The organism is Mesorhizobium comanense, from assembly GCF_005503535.1.
Lineage (GTDB): Bacteria > Pseudomonadota > Alphaproteobacteria > Rhizobiales > Rhizobiaceae > Mesorhizobium > Mesorhizobium comanense.
Map to the genome: position 1 here is coordinate 59,583 of NZ_SCNN01000019.1, position 20,457 is coordinate 80,039.

Annotated in this window: 22 protein-coding genes; 5 read left to right on the forward strand and 17 right to left on the reverse strand. The window is 65.4% G+C overall.

Features of this window, described 5'->3' with window-relative positions; translation table 11 throughout:
• Positions 1-29 precede the first annotated feature (29 nt).
• The 8 genes from FFS37_RS26400 to FFS37_RS26440 form a co-directional block, all read right to left on the reverse strand.
• Positions 30-773 carry a 2OG-Fe(II) oxygenase gene (locus tag FFS37_RS26400; protein WP_137933906.1) on the reverse strand — a complete coding sequence of 248 codons (744 nt, stop codon included), beginning with the start codon at positions 771-773 and terminating at the stop codon, positions 30-32.
• On the reverse strand, positions 770-1,321 hold the full coding sequence (locus FFS37_RS26405) for a methylated-DNA--[protein]-cysteine S-methyltransferase (protein ID WP_137933907.1): 552 nt from the start codon (positions 1,319-1,321) through the stop codon (positions 770-772). The genes FFS37_RS26400 and FFS37_RS26405 overlap by 4 nt, the downstream gene beginning before the upstream one ends.
• A 303-nt stretch (positions 1,322-1,624) precedes the next feature.
• Complete coding sequence (locus FFS37_RS26415) at positions 1,625-1,843, reverse strand: hypothetical protein (protein WP_232375773.1); 219 nt, start codon at positions 1,841-1,843, stop codon at positions 1,625-1,627.
• 21 nt (positions 1,844-1,864) lie between these two features.
• Positions 1,865-2,992: a bifunctional DNA-binding transcriptional regulator/O6-methylguanine-DNA methyltransferase Ada gene (ada, locus tag FFS37_RS26420; protein WP_137933973.1), complete on the reverse strand. Its 1,128-nt coding sequence runs from the start codon at positions 2,990-2,992 to the stop codon at positions 1,865-1,867.
• 88 nt (positions 2,993-3,080) lie between these two features.
• On the reverse strand, positions 3,081-4,151 hold the full coding sequence (locus tag FFS37_RS26425; protein WP_137933909.1) for a phosphatase PAP2 family protein: 1,071 nt from the start codon (positions 4,149-4,151) through the stop codon (positions 3,081-3,083).
• Positions 4,152-4,454: 303 nt separating this feature from the next.
• Positions 4,455-5,069 (reverse strand): hypothetical protein, encoded by a 615-nt coding sequence (locus FFS37_RS26430; RefSeq protein WP_137933910.1) that lies wholly within the window; start codon positions 5,067-5,069, stop codon positions 4,455-4,457.
• Between the two features lie 80 nt (positions 5,070-5,149).
• On the reverse strand, positions 5,150-5,332 hold the full coding sequence (locus tag FFS37_RS26435; protein WP_137933911.1) for a hypothetical protein: 183 nt from the start codon (positions 5,330-5,332) through the stop codon (positions 5,150-5,152).
• Positions 5,333-5,656: 324 nt separating this feature from the next.
• The gene (locus FFS37_RS26440) at positions 5,657-6,106 is read right to left on the reverse strand and encodes an ester cyclase (RefSeq protein WP_137933912.1); all 450 of its coding nucleotides are present in this window, start codon (positions 6,104-6,106) and stop codon (positions 5,657-5,659) included.
• A 368-nt stretch (positions 6,107-6,474) separates the two neighbouring features.
• Here FFS37_RS26440 and FFS37_RS26445 point away from each other — a divergent pair, with 368 nt between their 5' ends.
• Positions 6,475-8,571: an EAL domain-containing protein gene (locus tag FFS37_RS26445; RefSeq protein ID WP_137933913.1), complete on the forward strand. Its 2,097-nt coding sequence runs from the start codon at positions 6,475-6,477 to the stop codon at positions 8,569-8,571.
• A 5-nt stretch (positions 8,572-8,576) separates the two neighbouring features.
• Here FFS37_RS26445 and FFS37_RS26450 read toward each other — a convergent pair whose 3' ends face one another.
• The gene (locus tag FFS37_RS26450) at positions 8,577-8,771 is read right to left on the reverse strand and encodes a hypothetical protein (RefSeq protein WP_171026430.1); all 195 of its coding nucleotides are present in this window, start codon (positions 8,769-8,771) and stop codon (positions 8,577-8,579) included.
• A gap of 208 nt (positions 8,772-8,979) precedes the next feature.
• Here FFS37_RS26450 and FFS37_RS26455 point away from each other — a divergent pair, with 208 nt between their 5' ends.
• The gene (locus FFS37_RS26455) at positions 8,980-9,705 is read left to right on the forward strand and encodes a 3-keto-5-aminohexanoate cleavage protein (protein WP_137933915.1); all 726 of its coding nucleotides are present in this window, start codon (positions 8,980-8,982) and stop codon (positions 9,703-9,705) included.
• 13 nt (positions 9,706-9,718) lie between these two features.
• Here FFS37_RS26455 and FFS37_RS26460 read toward each other — a convergent pair whose 3' ends face one another.
• The gene (locus FFS37_RS26460; RefSeq protein WP_137933974.1) at positions 9,719-11,239 is read right to left on the reverse strand and encodes an AMP-binding protein; all 1,521 of its coding nucleotides are present in this window, start codon (positions 11,237-11,239) and stop codon (positions 9,719-9,721) included.
• A gap of 32 nt (positions 11,240-11,271) precedes the next feature.
• Entirely contained in the window at positions 11,272-12,087 is an 816-nt protein-coding gene (locus FFS37_RS26465) for a p-hydroxycinnamoyl CoA hydratase/lyase (protein WP_137933916.1), read from the reverse strand.
• Between the two features lie 120 nt (positions 12,088-12,207).
• Here FFS37_RS26465 and FFS37_RS26470 point away from each other — a divergent pair, with 120 nt between their 5' ends.
• Positions 12,208-12,681, forward strand: coding sequence for a MarR family winged helix-turn-helix transcriptional regulator (locus FFS37_RS26470; RefSeq protein WP_232375774.1), 474 nt, complete (start codon positions 12,208-12,210; stop codon positions 12,679-12,681).
• Between the two features lie 69 nt (positions 12,682-12,750).
• On the opposite strand, the gene FFS37_RS26475 is transcribed toward FFS37_RS26470, so the two are convergent.
• The 4 genes from FFS37_RS26475 to FFS37_RS26490 form a co-directional block, all read right to left on the reverse strand.
• The gene (locus FFS37_RS26475) at positions 12,751-13,434 is read right to left on the reverse strand and encodes a YoaK family protein (protein WP_137933917.1); all 684 of its coding nucleotides are present in this window, start codon (positions 13,432-13,434) and stop codon (positions 12,751-12,753) included.
• A gap of 98 nt (positions 13,435-13,532) precedes the next feature.
• A complete protein-coding gene (locus FFS37_RS26480; RefSeq protein ID WP_137933918.1) occupies positions 13,533-14,630 on the reverse strand; it encodes a serine hydrolase domain-containing protein in 1,098 nt (365 codons plus the stop codon).
• A gap of 177 nt (positions 14,631-14,807) precedes the next feature.
• Complete coding sequence (locus FFS37_RS26485) at positions 14,808-16,412, reverse strand: ABC transporter substrate-binding protein (RefSeq protein ID WP_137933919.1); 1,605 nt, start codon at positions 16,410-16,412, stop codon at positions 14,808-14,810.
• A 49-nt stretch (positions 16,413-16,461) separates the two neighbouring features.
• Positions 16,462-17,595 carry an NAD(P)/FAD-dependent oxidoreductase gene (locus FFS37_RS26490; protein WP_137933920.1) on the reverse strand — a complete coding sequence of 378 codons (1,134 nt, stop codon included), beginning with the start codon at positions 17,593-17,595 and terminating at the stop codon, positions 16,462-16,464.
• A 134-nt stretch (positions 17,596-17,729) separates the two neighbouring features.
• Between FFS37_RS26490 and FFS37_RS26495 the strand changes: the two genes are divergently transcribed.
• Positions 17,730-18,347 (forward strand): helix-turn-helix domain-containing protein, encoded by a 618-nt coding sequence (locus FFS37_RS26495; RefSeq protein ID WP_137933921.1) that lies wholly within the window; start codon positions 17,730-17,732, stop codon positions 18,345-18,347.
• A 74-nt stretch (positions 18,348-18,421) separates the two neighbouring features.
• Here FFS37_RS26495 and FFS37_RS26500 read toward each other — a convergent pair whose 3' ends face one another.
• Together FFS37_RS26500 and FFS37_RS26505 are read right to left on the reverse strand one after the other, a co-directional pair.
• Positions 18,422-18,982 carry a type II toxin-antitoxin system VapC family toxin gene (locus FFS37_RS26500; protein WP_137933922.1) on the reverse strand — a complete coding sequence of 187 codons (561 nt, stop codon included), beginning with the start codon at positions 18,980-18,982 and terminating at the stop codon, positions 18,422-18,424.
• Between the two features lie 11 nt (positions 18,983-18,993).
• A complete protein-coding gene (locus FFS37_RS26505) occupies positions 18,994-19,362 on the reverse strand; it encodes a hypothetical protein (protein ID WP_232375775.1) in 369 nt (122 codons plus the stop codon).
• Positions 19,363-19,621: 259 nt separating this feature from the next.
• Between FFS37_RS26505 and FFS37_RS26510 the strand changes: the two genes are divergently transcribed.
• A complete protein-coding gene (locus FFS37_RS26510; protein ID WP_137933923.1) occupies positions 19,622-20,326 on the forward strand; it encodes an SDR family oxidoreductase in 705 nt (234 codons plus the stop codon).
• Positions 20,327-20,457: the final 131 nt, after the last annotated feature.

The window sequence follows — 20,457 nt, forward strand, 5'->3', positions numbered from 1 at the left end:
GGGGAGAAGGGGAAGGCGCTCTCCCGGGCTCACTTCGCATCATGAAAAATGATGCCGACCGTGTGGCGCATGCCGGAGCGCAGCCGGCTGACGCCGTGGCGCAGGTTGACACGGTAATTGCCCCTGGTTCCCTGCACCGGCCGGTTGTGGACGGCGAAGGCAACGGCGTCGCCCTGGCGCAGCGGCACCACCTCGACCCGGCTCTGCATGCGCGGCCGCTGTTCGGTGAGCGCGAACTCGCCGCCCGTGAAATCCTCGCCCGGCTCTGAAAGCAGGATCGCCACCTGCAGCGGGAAGGCGAGATCGCCGTAGAGGTCCTGGTGCAGGCAGTTGAAGTCGCCGGGCACGTATTGCAGCAGGAGCGGCGTCGGCCTGACCTGGCCGGCGGCATGGCACTGCTCGAGGAATTCGCCATGCGCCTGGGGATAGCGGATGGCGATGCCCATGCGCTCGTTCCAGCGGTTGGCGACCTCGGCCAGCCTGGGATAGAGGGCGCTGCGCAGGCCGCCGAGGAGATCGGGCAGCGGATAGAGGAAATAGCGGTATTCGCCCTTGCCGAAGCCGTGCCTGGCCATGTGGACGTGGCTGCGGAAATGCTGCTCGTCGGGGTAGAGGCCGGCGATCTGCCGGCACTCCTGCGGCGACAAGAGCTTCTCGATCACGGCGCAGCCGAAGCCGTCGAGTTCGCCGGCGAGCGCCGGCCAGTCATAACAGGCAATGCGTGCTTCGGCCGCTTCGACCGCCGATGGCGCGACCCTGGCGTGGGCATTCATATCGCGGCCTCCCGGTCGAGCAAAGCGCGCTTGCGTTCAAGGCCCCAGCGATAACCGGACAGCGAGCCGTCGGCGCGCAGCACGCGGTGGCAGGGAATGCCGAGCGCGATAGCGTTGGCGGCGCAGGCAGTGGCCACCGCGCGGGCGCCGTCCGGCATGCCGATCCGGCGGGCAAGGGCCGTGTAGGTGATGATGGCGCCGCAGGGTATGGTGCGCAGCACCTGCCAGACCCGTTGCTGGAAAGGCGTGCCGTGGCGCATGTCGAGCGGCATGTCGAGGCCGGCACCGGGCGTTTCGATGAAGCGCGCGATCGCGGCGAGGTCGTCGCGCAGGCCGGCTTCATCCCTAACGATTATCCTGCCGGGGAAACGGTCGGCAAGGTCCTGTTCCAGCGCTACGGCGTCGTCGCCGATGAGAATGGCGCAGACGCCGACCGGGCTGCGTGCGGCGAGGATCGTGCCGATGGCGGATTGGCCGACGGCATAGGCGATGGTGTCGAGGGCGGCGGCGGAAGCCGTCGCCGGGCTATGGGCTTGCATGAGGTTCATGGTCTTTGCTCCTTGTTGTGGATGAACCCTAGCGAAGCGGTTTGCGCTGCTCACTCCGGTGCTTGCTTTCAAATTCAAATTGCATGGTTGGAGGATGAAGGATGCCAACGTCAGCACCCCACGGCGCCCCCCTCTGTCCTGCCGGACATCTCCCCCACTTGGGGGGAGATTGGCAGCTTTCGCGCCGGCTCTCCCCTTGCGACGACGAAAATTGGCGAAGGCCAAGGCGATAGCCAATCTCCCCACCTGTGGGGGAGATGTCCGGCAGGACAGAGGGGGGGCGCCGTAGAGCGCGAAGTGTGCTCATGCCACACGCGTTACCGACACCTCGCCAAGGACGAACACCTCGCCCGACACCAGCCGCAGCTCGATCTCACCGGTCCCGGTGCGGTGCCATTCGGCCTTGCCTTCGTCGACAAGCTCGCCGATGGCGGCCAATATCCGCGACTTGGCGTCCTCCAGGTCGACGGCCGCGCCGTTGGCGATCTCGATGTTCGCACCGGTGGCGGAAGACCTGGCCATCGCGCGCATCACCGGTCCTCGTCAGGCCCGCGCGGACGGGTCGGGTTTGGCGACGGCCTTCGCCGCGCCGCCCGCCTCGCGGTCGAGCAGCGCGCGCTTGCGCTCCGCCCCCCAGGCATAGCCTGACAAGGCGCCGTCCTTCCTGATCACGCGGTGGCAGGGAATGGCGACCGCATGGGCGTTGGCGGCGCAGGCGCCGGCGATGGCGCGCGTCGATTTCGGCGCGCCGATGCGCCGCGCGATCTCGGCATAGGAGACGGTGCCGCCGGCCGGGATCTCGCGCAAGGCCTGCCAGACGCGCTGCTGGAAGGCGGTGCCGCGCACGTCGAGCGGCAGGTCGAGGCCAAGGGCCGGCGCCTCGACAAAGCCGATGACGCGGGCGACCAGGGCCTCGTAGCCGCTGTCGCCGCCGATGAGCCTTGCCTTGGGGAAGCGGTCCTGCAGGTCGCGCACCAGGGTGTCGGGGTCGGCCCCGAGCAGGATGGCGGCGACGCCCTTGCGGCTCGACGCGACCAGAATGGCGCCGAGCGATGTCTCGCCGACGGCGAAGCGGATTTCCTCATCGAGCCCGCCGGCGCGGTAGCGCGTCGGCGTCATGCCGAGCATGCCGGTGGATTTCTCGTAGAAGCGCCCGCTGGAGTTGAAGCCGGCATCGTAGATCGCCGACGTCACGCTGGCGCCGTCCTCCAGGCCCTGGCGGACCCGTGCGGCGCGGTGCGCGGCGGCATAGTCCTTCGGCGTCAGCCCGGTAATCGCCTTGAAGACGCGATGGAAATAGCCGGGGCTGCGGCCGGCGGCGGCGGCCAGATCGGCCAGCGATGGCTCCGCCTCGCTGCGTTCGATGCCGCGGCAGGCCTCGGCCACCATCGCGGCGTTGCCGGCCTCGAGCGAGGGGCCGTCGGGATTGCAGCGGCGGCATGGGCGAAAGCCGGTCGCCTGCGCCGACCGCAGGCTGTCATGCAGCTCCACATTGGCGGGGTTGGCGCGCCGCGACGGGCAGGAAGGCCGGCAATAGACGCCGGTGGTGACCACGCAATACCAGAACTGCCCGTCGGCCGACTTGTCGCGCGCCACGATGCGCGCCCAGCGCGGATCCTCGGCCACGGGCAGCGGCGTCGACTTCAGGTCCTTGGCCAGGGTGACGAACATGGCCGCATGGAATACGTTGCGGACCGGCGCCGCCACCCGTTTCCTGCAAACCCGCGATGGCAGAGATCAGCCGTCGCGGCAAGCGCCGCTATCGTGAAACCGGTTCGGGGATGGCGGGGGCGATTTCGACGCTGATGCGGCTGGCCCGCGGCAGGACGAAACGCCCCGTCAGATGCCAGAGCAGGGACACGACCAGCACGGAGAGGTAGCCATCCACCGCATAGTGCCAGCCGGTGTAGACGGAGCCGAACAGGATAAGTGCGGCGAAGGACCAGCCGGCAATGGCCCAGCGGCGGCTGAAGCTGCTCAGGAATAAGGCGTTGAGCGTGGCGATCGCGACATGCATGCTCGGCATGGCGGAGATGCCTCCGCCAAGATGCGGGCGGCCGCTTTCATAGGCCGCAAGCAGATAATCGGCATAGACATGGACCGATCCGGCGAAGCCGTTGCGCGCCAGGGCCATCTGCAATCCCGCAAAGCGGTCGCCGCCATGGATCTCATCATAAAAGATCGGCCCGGCGGACGACAGCGCGGTCGCCAGAACAGTGCCGCACAGGACCGTGGTCAGGGCGAAGGCCCAGAGATAACGCAGGCGCCTGGCAGGGCTGTTCCAGAAGGCGACGAAGAGCAGGATGCCGAACCATTGCACCAGCCAACCATACCCGTAATAGGCGAAGATGATGGCCGAGACCGGCCCGGAAACGATGCCGTGCGCCCATGCCCACGGGTCGGTGCCATGCAGCCGAAAGTCGAGCTCAGCCAGCATATGATCGGCATAGAACGGAACGATGTCGGGGATGGTGATCTTGAGCGTGGTGAAGGCGGTGACGCCAAGGAAGAACAACAGGATGACGGGCGCGGCGGCCAGCCAGCGCTGCTTCAGCGTGTCCAGCATGAACCGCGTCGGATGGGGCCGGGCAAATGTCAGCCCGATCACGCCGAGACCAGCCGCCAGAAGCATGGGCAGGAACAAGAGGAAAGGGCGGGCGTAGGACTCCGAGAGATACAGGTAGCGGCCCGGCTGCAGGCAGAGAGCCGTTGCGGCATAGGCCAGGCAGAGCGCCGTCAGCAGCCAGCCGCTCCTGCTTGCCGCTATGTCCAGATCATGGAGATCGGTAAAGCGACGATCCCCGCCGCTCCGCCCGCTGTGCGCACGCATCGAAGGACATCCCGCCATCTGTCCGGTTTTCGATGGTTATTTCGCATGTGATGTATTTCAAGATTATTAAGCGCGGAGAACCCCGCAGTTTCAATATTAGTTGTTTACAATGCAATATTTGTTGGCAGGAATTTGTTGACGAAACATCGCCAAGGCAGATCCATGTTGCCTGTGCTCCCGACCGTCTGGCGCCTGATATCCGCCGAGGCGGAGCGGGCCATCGCCTCGACGGCGATGGCCCGTGGATCAGGCAGCCTTGATCAGGCCGAGCTGGGTGAGGGCGGCGACGCTGATCCTTGCGGTTCAATCGATGGTGGGGTTTTGACGGTAGTCCGTCTTCATCGCGGCCAAATCAAATGTCTTGAGGATGAGGTACAGATCGTCTTGCCGTGGATATTGCTTGGCCAGATAATGGACCATGGCCCGGTAGTAACGGTAGTGCATCGGAGGGTTGCGAAGATCGTATCGAGAATCGATTTTCCGTTGGTGCTGGAGGTCATGGAACATCCAGAAGATACCCATGAAAGAGAAAAATTCATTGGGGTATGCCGTCACTAGGTCACGGGTATCGGGTGGGAGCAGCCCTTTTATCTCCACCAGCTTGATCGGTTCGAGACCGTTCTGGGTCATGGCCCACAAGAGGATGGCGAGGGTTTTTATGAAGCTCAGTTCACCGAAATCGGATTCGAGCACTCCCTGAGCCATAGCTTCGCCCAGAGCCTTCTGGCGCCATACGACGTATGACTCTCGCCAATGGCCCATGACTTCCACCAATGCGGCATCGTCCCAAATTATCAGGCACCCACCAAATCCGGCAGCGTACTCATCCGCATACCATTTGATCTTCTGCCTCGCGAACGCACTGCCTTGAATAAAATGCAGTGAATCGAGGTCCGCATGCGTGACGCGGTTCTCCACCCCAAACTCCCCCATCCCCTATTTCTTCACGTAAAAAAGGGGGCTGCGCGCCCCCTTTCATTTCCCAGAAATACTGTCGTTTATTCTGCGGATGCTGCCTGCGCTTTTGCGTGCTCACGGATATAGCTGGAAAGCTGCGCATCTGTCCACATCTGTACGGTCTCCGACGTGCGATTCGAGCCATAGCCCTGAACGTGCGGCAATTGCCGCGCCGCTTCCTTGGCTTTGAGCGCTTCCGCGTGCGCTTGATCGAACTCGTTCATCATCGTATTCCTTTTCGATGGCAACCAAACCCCTCTGGCTGCACCAGGGCCATAAAAATCCTAGTTGTACCGGCAAGTCAAACGCCCGGCGGATAACCTGATTCCACAAACAAGCGCTTCTTCGACCAATATAGTGAAAATGTGGCGAATTCGCCTTTCTCCGAGACTGAAGTAAGCCTTGTCTCGTCCGATTTCAATCAGAGGTGTGATGTTCTGGCAACAGTGCCGTGAACAATTAAGTGATCGGAGAAGGTCGATTCGGAGGTTCCATCAAACCATCGAGAGTGGCCCGTATTGCGCATGCGAGCCACTCTCACGTTTGCTTCAGGCGGCCTTGATCAGGCCGAGCTGGGTGAGGGCGGCGACGCCGTCGTCAAGGCCGATCTCCTCGACGATCCTGCCGTCCACCACCTTGAGCACCGTCGTGCCGGTGAAGCGCATGGTGCGGCCGGTGGCGGCGGGCAGGGCGCCGGCGAGGAAATCGCCGAAGGCCGGACCGGTATGCGTGCCGCCGCCTTCCCATTGGCCGACGACATAGTCGCCCTCGGCAATGAGATCGGCCGTGGCCCAGAAGTTGAGATCCGGGAAGGCGGCACGGAAATCGGTCATGAAGGCCTTGATGTCGGCGCGGCCCCGGCGCGGCTCATGCAGGGAATAGCTGAGCAGCATGTCGGGCGCGGCGATGTCGTCGACCACGCTGAGATCGCAGGTTTCACCCCAGAAGTCGGTGAACCATCTGACGACGACGGCCTTGTTGTCTTCCTGTTTGGTCATTGGGAGGTCCTCTTCCTGTTTGCGTGAGATCGCCGGGTTGGTTGGCGAACTCGCGCAATCAGTAGGACCGCCGGGCGGCGGCAAAACTCCGGTTCTTGCCGGGCAATCGAAGGTCGGCCAGCCGAAGCCAGTATCGCCCTCTCGCTGCCCTCGCTACTCCTGCGCTTTCCCGGCCTTGGCGCGGGCGGCGGTGTCGGTTATTTCGCGCGGGCTGGGTGCGCCCTCCGGCTGTTTGCCTTTCGCGATCTCGGCGGCCGGTTTTCTCCCCGCGAGCTTTGGCGCTTCCGCCCGTGACGCCACCGGTAACGGTTTCTTGTCTGGTTTTGCCGCAGATTGCCGCGCGGCGGGGATGAGCGAAGACTGAAGAGATGGCGCATCGGCAGAAGAAGAATCGCGATGAAGCGAGATGGGAGCGCGCGCTGGAGCGTGCGCATCTCGGCGTCTGGGACTGGGATCTTCAAACCGGAGACTGCTTCTACTCCGCGACATGGGCGCGGATGCTCGGTTACGAGCAGGATGAACTTGCCAATACCAGCGACCTGTGGCTGCGGCTCACCCATCCCGAGGACCGCGAGCGGGCGCTGGCGAGCGGCGACCGCCACATAGCGGGGCAGACCGATGCCATCGAGACCGAACTCAGGCTGAGGCACAAGCAGGGTCACTGGGTCTGGGTGCTCGACCGCGGCGGCATCGTCGAGCGCGACGCCGATGGACGGCCGCTCAGGCTGATGGGCGTGCAGACCGACATCAGCAAACAGAAGGCGGCCGAAGCCGAGCTCGAACAGGTCAACGTCCGCTTCCGCCTGGCACTCGCCGCCAGCGGCACCGGCATCTGGCACTACGACATTGCCACCAACAAGAGTTACTGGGACGCCCGCACCAGGGACATCTTCGGCCTCGTCGCCGACGCGGACGAGGTCTCCGCCGGCCTGTGGCACACCTATCTGCATCCCGACGACAAGGAGGCCACCGAGCGCGCCCATCAGGTGGACCTGCGGATGGATACGATAACCGCCAGCCAGTATCGCATCGTCAGGCGCGACGGTGAGGTCCGCCATGTGGAATCGCTGGTCCGCTTCATCACCGCCGGCGCGGCCGGGCAGATTCTGGGCACGGTGCGCGACATCACCGAGGACAAACTGCGCGAACAGGAACTGGCCTATGCGGCGCGTCACGACGCGCTGACCGGGCTTCTCAACCGGGCCGCCTTCGACAGGCTGCTGGCCGGCCATATCGCCACCAGCGTGCCGCTGGCGGTGTTTTATGTCGATCTCGACTACTTCAAGGCGCTCAACGATTTCGCCGGCCACGCCGCCGGTGATCTGGCGCTGAAGAACGTCGCCGCCGGCATCGGCCGCTGCCTGCCGCCCTCGGCGCATGCCGCGCGCCTGGGCGGCGACGAATTCGCCCTGCTGGTGCCCAATTGCGATGTCGCGCAGGCCGAGCGGCTGGCCGGCGCCATACTGGCCGCCGTGCGCGGCGCCGACCTGGGGCTTGCCGCGACATCGCGGCGGCTCGCGGCAAGCATCGGCATCGCCATCGTCCATGACCATGCCACCACGGTCGCCGACGCGCTGGCCTGCGCCGACGACGCCTGCTACGCGGCCAAGGCCGCCGGGCGCGACCGCTTCGCCGTGTTCTCGGCCGAGGCCGCCTCGGGCGGTCTGAACGCAGCGCGGCTTGCCGCCGATACGGTCGACGCCATGGAGGACGGCAGGCTGAAACTGTTCGGCCAGCAGATCCACCGGCTGGGCCGGCCCTGGCAGGAAAACCGCCATGTCGAGGTGCTGGCGCGGCTTGTCGGGCGCGGCGGCCAGCTGATACCGCCCGGCGAATTCATCCCGGCGGCGGAACGCTTCGGCATCGCCGCGCGGCTCGATCGCTGGATCATCCGCAGGGCGCTGACGCTCCATGGCGCGGCGATGAAATCGGGCGCGATCACGCTTGGCTTCAACCTGTCCGCACAGACGCTGAGCGATCCAGGACTTTGGGACTTCGTCGACGGCATCATCGGGGAGACCGGGGCGCCGCACCAGGGCATCGGCTTCGAGATCACCGAAACCGCCGCCGTCACCAATTTCGATGCCGCCGAGGCCTTCGTGCGCAAGGCGCGCGCGCGGCGCTGCAAGGTCAGCCTCGACGATTTCGGCGCCGGCATGAGTTCGTTCGAATATCTCAGGCGCTTTCCCGTCGACGCCATCAAGATCGACGGTTCCTTCATCGAACATATCACCGAGAGCCGCTTCGACCGCGAGATCGTGCTGGCCATAGCAAGCATTGCCCGCAGCCTCGGCTGCGCGGTGGTGGGCGAGAAGATCGAGCGGCAGGACAGCGTGGCCATGCTGAGCGACATGGGCGTCGAGTTCGGCCAGGGCTTCCTGCTGCACAGGCCCGAGCCGCTGGAGCAGATCGTGGAGCGTGCGGGCATGGCGGCGGAGGAGACGCTGGTACGCAGGGTCTCCTAGTCCGGTCAAGCGGGTCGCGGCGCTGCCGGCGGGGGGAATTCCAGCACGCCAGCCTCGGGCCGCCTGTGCTGCGCCTCCGCTACAGTCTCGATCAGCAGGTCGAGGGCCTCACATGTCGAGCGGCTCGTCTCGTCATTGCCGCGCAGATAGTGGTAGGCGCGTTCGAGATGGATACGGGCGGCTGAAAAATCGCTGGTCAATGGTCCCTCCATGATCCCGCCCTAATATAGCTTCGCCCGCCTGCCGGAACGCCGGGTAAATATCCACAGGCGCCTTTTAGTCAAATGCCACGGGCTCGTGCCGGAAAGACCGCTTCACTGGTCCCGCTGTCAGGAGAGACACCGCCCAACCCTTTGCCATGCCTTGCCGCACGGCTAGAGTGCCACCTCCTTGTCCGAGGTGGCATCCATGATCGTCCAGGCCTGCATCAACGGCGCGCGTGCGCGCGATTTCCATCCCGCGCTGCCGCTGACCGCGCCGGCGATGGCCACTGATGCGGCGGCCTGCGTCGCCGCCGGGGCGGCCGAACTGCATATCCATCCGCGTGGTGCCGACGGGCGCGAGAGCCTGGCCGCGGTCGACTCGACGGTGCTGGCGGTGCGCCACGCCTGCCCGGGCACGCTGGTCGGCGTTTCGACCGGCGCCTGGATCGAGAACGATGTGGCGCGCACCCGCGCGGCGATCGCGGCCTGGCGCGAACTGCCCGACTATGCGTCGGTCAATTTGTCGGAGACCGACGCGCCCGCCGTCATGGAACTGCTGCGCCAGCGTGGCGTCGGCATCGAGGCCGGGCTTGCCACGATCGCCGATGCCGAGCGCTTCATCGGCCTTGCCGATCATGGGCGGGTGCTGCGCGTGCTGATCGAGATCGACATCCAGGATCTCGCCGCCGCACTCGACGAAGCAAGCGGCATCGCCGCGGTGCTCGAACGCGCCGAAATGCGGCGGCCGATCCTGCTGCACGGTGTCGACGCCACAGTGTGGCCCTTCGTCGAGCTGGCGCACAACAAGCGCTGGTCGACGCGCGTCGGGCTGGAAGACGGCAAGACGCTGGCGGATGGCACGACGGCGAAGGACAATGCGCAGATTGTCGCCGCGGCGGTGTCGGTGTTTCGCCAGCCGCCCGCCGGCTGAACGGCGGTCTGCCTCAGTCCTGCCCTCGGGCCGATGCGGTCCACGCACGCAGAACGTGTTTCTGGATCTTGCCGGACGCGGTGCGCGGCAGGGCTTCGGTCGCCAGGAACTCCTTCGGCACCTTGTAGCGGGCGATGCGGGCGCCGCAGTGGGCCGCCAGCATTGCCGGGTCGAGAACGCGGCCAGGCTTGGCCACGACAAAGGCACGCCCGACCTCGCCCCAGCGCTCGTCGGCGATGCCGATCACGGCGGCTTCCGCGATGTCGGGGTGCTCGAGCAGCACCGTCTCGATTTCCACGGGGTAGACGTTCTCGCCGCCGGAGATGAACATGTCCTTGCGCCGGTCGACGAGGGTAACGAAGCCTTCGTCATCGCGCCGCGCTATGTCGCCGGTGCGCAGCCAGCCATCGGGTGTGAAGGCGCAGGCGGTGTCTTGCGGCCTGTTCCAATAGCCTGGCGTGACGTTGGGGCCGGACAGCCAGATCTCGCCGGGTTCGCCGTCGGCGACGTCGCGGCCGTCCTCGCCGACGATGCGCAGCCCGACCATCGGCGCCGGCAGACCGGCCGAGCCTGCCTTGTCCGCGATCCGGCCGGCCTCGACCGGCATGCCGAGCACGGTGCCAGCCTCCGTCATGCCGAAGCCGTCGGCCATGCGGATGCCCTGGGCCAGCCACCACTTTATATCGACGGCCGGATTTGGCGCGCCGCCGGTGAAGATGGCGGTGAGCGAGGTCCAGCGCGACGGCGTGAAGCCGGGATGATCGCGCAACATCCGCGCCATCTGCGGCACGCAGAAATAGTGGGTGACGCCGAGCGCGGGATCGGCAAGGCGGCGGTTGGTGACGCCGGCATCGAAGCCGGACGAGATCAGCACCGTGCCGCCTTGCAGCAGGGGCGGACGCAGATTGGTGATAAGGCCGATGACATGGAACATCGGCGCGTCGCAGAGGAAGACGCTGGCATTGCCGACCCGACCCAGCACGCCGAAATTGATCGCGGTGGCCAGGGCGTTGCGTTCGGTGACGATGACGCCTTTCGGCCGGCCCGACGTGCCCGACGTGTAGAGGATGATCGAGGGCGTATCGTCGGCGGGCAGGGGACGGCGCGGCGCCGGGTCGTGCGCGACGACCGCTGCCGCGAAGGCTTCGACTTCGACGGGGATGCAGCGCCCCGGCAACGCCGCTTGCAGCGCGGCGTCATGCAGCAGCAGAACCGGATCGCAGTCGGCGAGGATCGCCTGCTGTTCCGCGCTCGCGAGCCGCCAGTTGACCGGCACGAAGATGGCGCCGAGCCGCATCGCGGCCTGCTGCAGGATCAGCAGGTCGGCGCTGTTGCGGGCAAGCGCGGCGATGCGCTGCCCCTGTTCGACGCGATAGCCGTTTGCAAGAACGCCGACGGCACGCTGGATGGCCTCGTCCAAGGCGCGGTAGGTCCAGCGTCGGCCGGACGCCAGGTCGACGCAGGCAAGGCGATCAGGCTGCGCGCGGGCATGCAGGGCCACCGGATCCGAAGTCGTAAAGGCCGGCATGCGCATCTCCTCCCAGATTGCGTCCGTGGCTTGTTGCGTCACCTTGCCTTGTCGTAGGCGGCAAGGCCCGGCTTGTAACTCTTCTCGTCGATGAACTGGCGAATACCCTCCTTGCGGCCTTCATTGTCGTGCGAGTTGGCCGCCTCCTGCGCACGAACCAGATAATCCTCTGCATTGTCGTACGTCATTTCGGCGACGCGGCGGATGGCGTCCTTGGTGGCCTTGAGCGCAATCGGGTTCTTCTTCAACAGGATGTTGGCGACCTCGGTGACCCGGTCCTTCAGCTGTGCCAGCGGCAGGCTCTCATTGACCAGCTTCCAGGCAGCGGCCTTTTTGCCATCGATCAGTTCGCCAGTCAGCGCGTGATACATGGCGTCGCGCATCGACAGGAGGTCGACCACCACCTTGGTGGCGCCGCCGCCGGGCAGGATGCCCCAGTTGATCTCGGACAAAGCAAACTGCGCCTCGTCGGCGGCAAAGGCGAGGTCGCAGGCGAAGAGCGGACCATAGCCGCCGCCGAAACACCAGCCATTGACCATGGCGATGGTCGGCTTGCCGTACCAGCGCAGGCGCCGCCACCAGCCATAGGCTTCCGCTTGGGCCTTGCGGACGGCGCCGAGCCCCTTGGCCTCGGTCTCGCGGAAATACTCCTTGAGGTCCATGCCGGCCGACCAGGCGCTGCCCTCGCCGGAAAGCACCAGCACGCCGACATCGTCATGGAACTCCAGCTCGTCCAGGACCTCCATCATGCGCCGGTTGAGCGCCGGATTCATGCAGTTGCGCTTGTCCGGCCGGTTGAAGCGCACCCAGGCGATGCCGGCCTCGACATCGAAGGCAACGGTCTCTTCGCTCATGACGGACATCCTCCCATGGTATTGCTGAAGAATATAGCTATGCAGCATAGCGATCTGTTTGCTATGTCGCATAGTCTTTTGGGGTTGACAAGGGCGTTGATCGCGGCGATCGCTTGCTGCATGGACAAGATCGACGCCGACGGGGATCTCAACGCACCGGGGACAATGACCGAAGACGCGCTCGACGCGCAGATCGGCTATAATCTCAAGCGTGCTTCGGCTTTGGCGATGAACGATTTCGCGATCGAGCTGGCCGATGCCGGGCTGCGTCCGGTGACCTACGGCATGCTGGCGCTGATCGATGAGCGGCCCGGCATCCGCGCCGCCGAACTCTGCCGCCGGCTCGGCATGAAGAGCGCCAACATGGCGCCGCTGCTGGCCGAACTCGAGGAGCGCGGGATGGTCGAACGCGACGACCACGCCGAGGACAAGCGCGTACGGGTGCTCACCCTGACGCCGGCCGCAAGGGAGGCCATGCCGGGCTGGCTGCAACAGGTTCGCCGGCACGAGGACCGGTTTTTGCAGCGGCTGACGAAGAAGGAACGGGCGACACTGCTGCGCCTGCTGCGCCTGATCTGGACGGACGAAGGCTGAGCGCGGCCTAGAGCGTTTGTTTGACGCAATTCCAGACGGAAAACCGCTCACACTTTTCCTGAAATTGCTCTAGCTGGTTTCCGCCTCCGGCGTGGAAAGCCTGAGCACCAGCGCCGCCAGCGCGATCACCGGCGGGACGACGAAGCACCAGACATTGGCGAAGGCATAGCCGAGAGCGGCGGCTGCGCAGCCGGCGGCGAAGACGGCGACCGCCGCCGCCATGCGCCGCAGGCGCGTGACGAGCGCCGTGCGGGCGTCCGGCGATGTGCCGCCGATGAGGTCAGCGATGTCGATCATGATCTGGGTGGTGGTGCCGGTCATCAATGTCGAGGGCGGCGCCGCCGCGAGGTGGACGCGATGCACAGCGTTCTGGATCGCCATGGCGGCGACCAGGACCATACCGGTAACGATCGCGGCCAGGCTGTCGCCATTGGCGAAAGGGCCGAGGCGGATCGCCAGCACGGCGCCGACGACGAGCAGCGCCAGTTTGGTCCCAAGCAGGACCACCAGCGCCGGCCACCCATGCCTGCGCAGGCGTTCGCCGGCCAGCCTGGTCAGGATGACGACGATGCAGAACACCGGCAATGCCAGCAGCTTCGCCAGCACGCCCGAAATGCCCAGCACCAGCGAAGCCCCCAGCGTGACGAAATTGCCGGTCACATGGGCGGTGAACAGGCCCTGAAGCGCCAGAAACCCCGCCGTGTCGACATAGCCGCCATTGAGGCTGAGCAGCAGCGGCAGTGTGGGTTTCATGGCGGCGTCTCGCGTCCCGGGAGGCGCCAGCCTCTCACATCCCGGGACCGTATTCCACTTGCGCCTGGCTCTTACCGCCGTTCGGTCTTGACCCGGCCCTATCCCAGAATGATCCGGATTGCCTGATCGACCACCGGATGCAGGCCGCTGGCCTGGAAGGAGAGGCGGTTGCCGGAGCCGACATTGCTGGTCATGGCGATGGTGAGATCCGTTTCGGGGTCGTGCAGCATCACCGCGACGTAGCCCGGAATGCTGCCCTGATGACCGTAGAAGGCGCGATCGGCATAGGCGCTCTGGAACATGCCGGCGCCGGTTTCGCGCATGCGCGTGCCCGGGAAACTCGCCGGCACGCGGTTATCGAACATCTCGGCGAAGAAGGGCGGCGACAGGAGTTTTCCCGAAAACAGGCCGCGCATGAAGTCCACCATGTCGGACGGGGTCGACACCATGTCGCCGCAGCCATAGGCGGCGCCGAACGGGAAGGAGTCGGAGGAATCCTGCAGGTCGTCGGAGTAGGGCAGCACGCCATCCATGCGCCACATCTCGCCGCCCGAGGCGATGTCGGTCGGTGCGTTCGGCGCCGGCGGCGGGCGATGGTAGTAGCCGCGCACCATCGATTTTTCCGGAAAGGCCTCGGTCGCGGGCGACCATGTGTTCTTCAGCCCGAGTGGCTCGAGGATGGCGCTCCTGACATAGGCGCCCAGCGACCGGCCCGAAACCGCCTCGATCACCATGCCGGCCAGGACATAGCCGGTGTTGTTGTAGACGGCGGGTCCGCCCGGGGCCTTCTGCTTGTCGGAGGCAAAGGCGATGTCGACCAGCTGTTGCGGCGTCCACTGCCGGGTCGGGTCCATCGGAATGTAATATTCGAACTCCGGCAGGCCGTTGCGATGATTGACGAGCTGGCGCACGGAAATGGTTTTCGCGCCCGGCAGGTCCGGGAACCAGACGGAGATCGGCGCGCCAAGATCGAGCTTGCCGGTCTCGGCGAGTTTCACGAGCGCCGCCGCGACAAAGGTCTTGGTGCAGCTGCCGATCTTGAACAGCTGGTCCGGGGTGACTGGCGTGCCGTGCTTGCGGTCGGCGAGACCTGCGGTGAGGGCGGTTGGCGTCGCGCCTGTGGAGTAGGCGAGCGAAGCGCCCACGGCACCGTCGGCGAGGTAGGCGGCGAGGAGAGAGGTCAGGTCTTTAGGCATGATGGTCTCGCTTTCTTTTCCCTTCTCCCCTTGCGGGAGAAGGTGGATCGGCGCGCAGCGCCGAGACGGATGAGAGGTGTTCCAGCGGAGTGAGGCGTCGGCGTTCCCTGGAACACCCCTCATCCGTCGCCTTCGGCGACACCTTCTCCCACAAGGGGAGAAGGGGAGCAGCGCCCCTCACTCCGCCATGTCGACGGCGGCGAAGTTCTGCCGGCCGAACGGGTCCAGCACGTAGTTGAGCACGCTCTTGCGCACGGGGATCGCCACCACCGAATGGGCGATCGGGGCCACCGGCACTTCCTCCTTCAGGATCGCCTGCGCCTTGCCGTAGATCGCGGCGCGTTCTTTCGGGTCGGCGGCGACGCGGCCTTCGTCGAGCAGCTTCTCGAAATCCTTGTCGCACCAGCGCGAGCGGTTGGAGCCGCCCTTCACGCCGTCGCAGGACAGGAGATAGCTCAGCATGTTGTCGGGATCGCCATTGTCGCTGCTGCCGCCGAGCAGGAACGTGTCCTGTTCGCCGGCCGCGGTGCGCTTGAGATATTCGCCCCATTCGAAGGAGACGATCTCGGCCTGAACGCCGACCTTTGCCCAGTCTGCCTGGATCATCTCGGCCATGCGCTTGGCGTTGGGATTGTAGGGGCGCGACACCGGCATCGCCCACAGGCTGACCTTCAGGCCGGTTTCGTGGCCGGCCTCCTTCAGCAGCTTCTTCGCGCCATCGGGATCGTAGTCGATGCCGGCGTCGGTAACCGCGCCGAGCTGGGCCGGCGGCACCACGCTGCCGGCCACTGTGCCGGCGCCGGCATAGACGGCTTCCACGATCGCCTTGCGGTCGATGGCCTTGGCCAGCGCCATGCGCACGCGCTTGTCACCCAGCGGCTGGTGCTCGACATTGAAGCCGAGGATGCCGATGTTCTGGCCTTTCAGGTCGAGCACGTTGATGTCGGGGTCGGAGCGCAGTTCGGCGACAGCGCTTGGCGGCGGTGGCGCGGCGACCTGGCATTCGTTCGCCTTGATGCGCTCGACGCGGGTGGTCGGCTCGGGCGTGATGGCGAAGACCAGCGTGTCGATCTTCGGCGCGCCGCGCCAATAGTCGGGGTTGGCGGCGTAGCGGACCTGGCTGTCGGGCACATAGGCCTGGAGCACGAACGGGCCGGTGCCGACCGGGGCGCTGTCGATCAGTTCCGGCGTGCCGGCGGCGACCATCTTTTCGGTCTGCTCCAGCGACAGGATGGAGAGATAGTCCAGCGCCAGCCCGGCGAGGAAGGTGACGTTGGCCGAGGTCAGCGTGAAGCGCACCGTGTTGTCATCGACCTTCTCGATCTTGTCGATCAGCGTGCCCATGCCCAGCGCGTTGAAGTACTCGTAATTCCCGCCGCCGAGCTTGTGGTAGGGATTGTTGGCGTCGCGCTGGCGGTTGAAGGTGTAGAGCACGTCGTCGGCGTCGAAGTCGCGCGTCGGCGTGAAATGCTCGTTCGACTGGAACTTGACGCCGTGGCGCAGATGGAACGTGTAGGTCTTGCCGTCCGGCGAGACATCCCAGCTCTCGGCCAGCGCCGGCCCGACCTCGGTCGTGCCGGGCTTGAACTCGACCAGCCGGTTGAAGATCGTCTTGGCTGCGGCGTCCATGGTGGAATCGGCAATGCCGATCGCCGGATTGAAGGTCTCGGGATTGGCTTCCGAGCAATAGACCAGCGTCTTGGCAAGGCCCTCTCCGCCGGCAAGGGCGGACGAGGCCAGAAGGGTCGAGGCAAACACTGCGCGCAGAATGGTGGATTTCATCGCAGACGCTCCTGATGACACTATCGGGGTTGAGAGAGGGAAACGAACGTCATGGCGTCGCCGCCGGGACAAGAAAGCGATCGGGCGCCAGCGCCGCGGCGGTGACGCCGAGCGCGGTGACATCGTCGGGCAGCGGCGCGCCGCGCATCAGCGCCGCGCCCAGCCTGGCCAGCGCCAGCGACACCTGAAACCCGTAGCCGCCCTGGCCGCCGAGCCAGAAGAAACCGGGCAGGCGCGGGTCGAAGCCGATGACAGGCGTGCGGTCGGGCGCGAAGGTGCGCAGGCCCGCCCACGGCGTCGAGGGACGGCCGATGCGCATCGACGTTGCCTGCTCGATGCGGTCGACGGCGATCGCGACGTCGATGTCTTCGGGGTACGCGTCGCACGGTTCGGTGTCGGTCTCGTCGGCGAGCGAGCCAATCAGCCTGCCGGCATCGGGCTTGAAGTAGAATTGTTCGTGCAGGTCGACCACCAGCGGCCAGCCTGATATGTCGGCGCCGGCGGGTGGATCGAACAGGAAAGCGGTGCGGCGCTTGGGCTGGAAGCCGAGGCCGGAGAGGCCCGCCAGGCTGGCGACGGTATCGACCCAGGCACCGGCCGCATTGACGACGATGTCGGCGCTGTGGACGCCAGCGTTCGTCTCGACCCGAAAGGCGCCGCCGTTGCGCGATATGGCGCGGACTTCCTCCCCGGTGCGGATCAAGCCGCCGCCGGCCTTCAGCGCCGAGGCGCAGTCCGCCAGCATCTTGCCGGTGTCGACATCGACCGCGTCCGGCTCATAGACGCCGCCGCAGGTTGCTTCAGCGGCAATGACGGGAACCAGCGCGTGCAGCTCGGCCGCCGACAGGCGGCGCACGCTGGGCACCAGCGCCTGCAAGTCGCCGGCCAGCCGGTCGATCGCTGCGTCGTCGCCGTTCCAGCCGACATGCAGCGCGCCGCGCCGATGGGCGACGAAACCGCCATCGACGATTTGCCGCCGGCTGGCCAGCGTGAGCGCGCGCACCAGCCGGTTGCCATAGGTTTCGGTGAAGAGAGCGGCGGAGCGGCCGCTGGCGTGGTAGCCCAGATGCGGCTCGCGTTCGAGGACGGTGATTTCGGCCCAGTCGCGCATGGCGGCCGCCAGGGAAAGGCCGGCGATGCCGCCGCCGATGACGACGATTTTTGGGGAGGATTTCGACTGCATCCGCCAGTCGTAAAAATAATTTCGTATCCAGTCAATATTTAGCGTATAAGAAAATTATTGATGTTGTTGATGGGGGCGGGGAGTTCGACTACCTAGGACCGAAAGCGGGCTGATCGCCGCGCATGGAGCTGACAATGTCGGAGCAACCGAACCTCGGTGATTGCCTTCGGTCTTTGAGAAAGACGCATGGCTGGACCTTGCAGGAGGTCAGCGCGCTCACCGGTGTCGCGGTGTCGACGCTGTCCAAGGTCGAGAACGACCAGATGTCGCTGAGCTACGACAAGCTGCTGCAGATCTGCGAAGGGCTCGGCATCCATGTGACGGAATTGCTCAGCGGCGACCGCAAGCAGCCGGCGGCGCGCACGCGCCGTTCCGTGACGTCGCCAGCCAACACGCTGCGCCAGCTGACCCGCAACTACGACTACCGCTATCTCGCCACCGATCTCGTGCGCAAGCGCATGGTGCCGATCCACGCCTATGCGCGCGCCCGCACGCCGGAGGAATTCGGCCCGCTGACCAGGCACGCCGGCGAGGAATTCCTGATCGTGCTCAAGGGCGAGATCGAGCTGCACACCGACCAGTACGCGCCGGTGCGGCTGAAGGCGGGCGAGAGCGTCTACATCGATTCCACCATGGGCCACGCCTATCTCTCGGTGGGCGAAGGCGAGGCCGAGATGCTGTGTGTCTGTTCCGGCGACGAGCCCGACATGGAAGGCACGCTGCTGAGCGTGCTGGATGTGGTGGAGGGGTAGGGCGCGTGCCAATCGCGTCGGCTTCGATTGCCGGACGTTTGCGTTACCCTCTCAGAGGGTCGTGATCAGGGGCGCTACCTGTAGAAAAGGACTTTGCCACCAGGAACGAGTTGTTGGCAGAAGTCGTAGTCGGCAATGTTCCGGGTCAAAAGGACAAGCCCCGATTTCAATGCCTGCAGGTACAAGGTGCAGTCATGCAGGCAGCGCAGCTTCTGGTCATCCTGGTAACCCTGCAGGCGGCAGAGCACGCCATTGAGAACAGCAGCGCGGCCGAGGACGTCGGCATCGGGCGTCAGGATCCGGTGTCCGGGCATGGACCGGATTACCTCGCTCACAGCCTTATGCGCCCCCGCGGTGCGAGGATCATCCGGATGCAGGACGCCAAGCGTATGGGCCAACTCCTGGATGCAGATGGCTGAATGGTTGTTGTGCCGGCCGTCCATGATCTGCCTGACCAACGCAGGCGCTTTGCCTTGCAGCCTGTCGATGTAAACACAGGTGTCGAGCAACAGGCTTTGCCCGCCGACCTCGCCCTCGTTCACGAAGGGCAACTGATCATCTGGCCGGCGAGCACGTGTTTTGGCCGGGAGGCCCCGGAGGAAGCGAAGGGCCGCTTCGACATCGAATTCCGACACTCGAACCCCAATCAGAAGCCAAGCTTGATGTCTGGATCGATGGTTCCCTCAAGCTTGTTCATGGTCGCGGGGAAATTGTCCTCGAGCGCAACATTCGCGAGCGCGAACTCAAGCAACTCCGTGTCACCCTTGATGCCGGTCTGGCGCTTGGCCTGTTCAATGAGAGCATGGCTCAGACGAGCTGTGATCCGCTCGTCCTTGGAACCGATCAGGCCCTTGCGAATGGCGGCGCGAAGCGTCTGCCGAACGACAAACGTCTGCTCGCCCGGCACATTCCTGTCGGCGTCCTTGCTGATCCGGCTCCGCAGGCGCTTCTTTTTTGCAGCCAGGCGCTGTTGCGGATCCGTCGGTGACGACCGCACCCTTGGCGTCTTCGTCATATCGCGATCCTCCTGCTGTTAGCCAAATTTGGCACTTTGTCGAACATAGCAGGTGCCAGCGGCGCTGTCACTTGGAAGCTCAATCAGATTGCAGGCCCTGCCAGCCCAGTAGCGGAGAAGATATCCGGCAGGGCAATGAGGGGTAGCGCGGCCCGACCAAGTTTTCTGCAGGTCGATTCAGTCTTTCTGGTTCGAACTGGCCGGCGAAACCGGCTATATGACCCGCTGAAAACTCCCGCCAGCCAATGAGGAAAACCCGATGAGTTCAGAAAAGACAGCCGTGATCGTGGCCGGAGGCAGCGGCATGGGGGCGGCGGCGGCCAAGCGGCTGGCGGCGGACGGGTTCAAGGTCGCCATCCTGTCTTCCTCCGGCAAGGGCGAGGCGCTGGCCAAGGAGCTTGGCGGCATCGGCGTCACCGGCTCCAATCAATCGAATGACGATTTGCAGCGGCTCGCCGATGCGACGCTCGAAAAGTGGGGACGCATCGACGTGCTGGTCAACAGCGGCGGCCACGGGCCGCGCGCGCCGATCCTGGAGATCACGGACGAGCAGTGGCACACCGGCATGGACGTCTATCTGATGAATGTCATCCGGCCGGTGCGCATCGTGGCGCCGCAGATGGTCAAGCAGAAGGGCGGCGCCATCATCAACATCTCGACGGCCTGGGTGGCCGAGCCGAACGCGATGTTCCCGACCTCGGCCGTGTTCCGCGCCGGCCTTGCCGCCTACACCAAGGTTTTTTCAAACACCTACGCGGCCGACAATGTGCGCATGAACAACGTGCTGCCCGGCTGGATCGACAGCTTGCCCGCAACCGAAGAGCGCCGCGACAACGTGCCGATGCAGCGTTACGGCACGTCGGAGGAGATCGCGGCGACGATCGCGTTCCTGGCTTCTGACGGGGCGGGGTATATTACGGGGCAGAATATCCGCGTGGATGGGGGTGTCATTCGGGCGCTGTGACACGGCGCGGCTTCCCTTCTCCCCTTGTGGGAGAAGGTGGCCTCGCGAAGCGAGGTCGGATGAGGGGTGTTCCAGGGAACACCAACGCCTCACTCCGCTGGAACACCCCTCAACCGTCTCGGCGCCAAAGC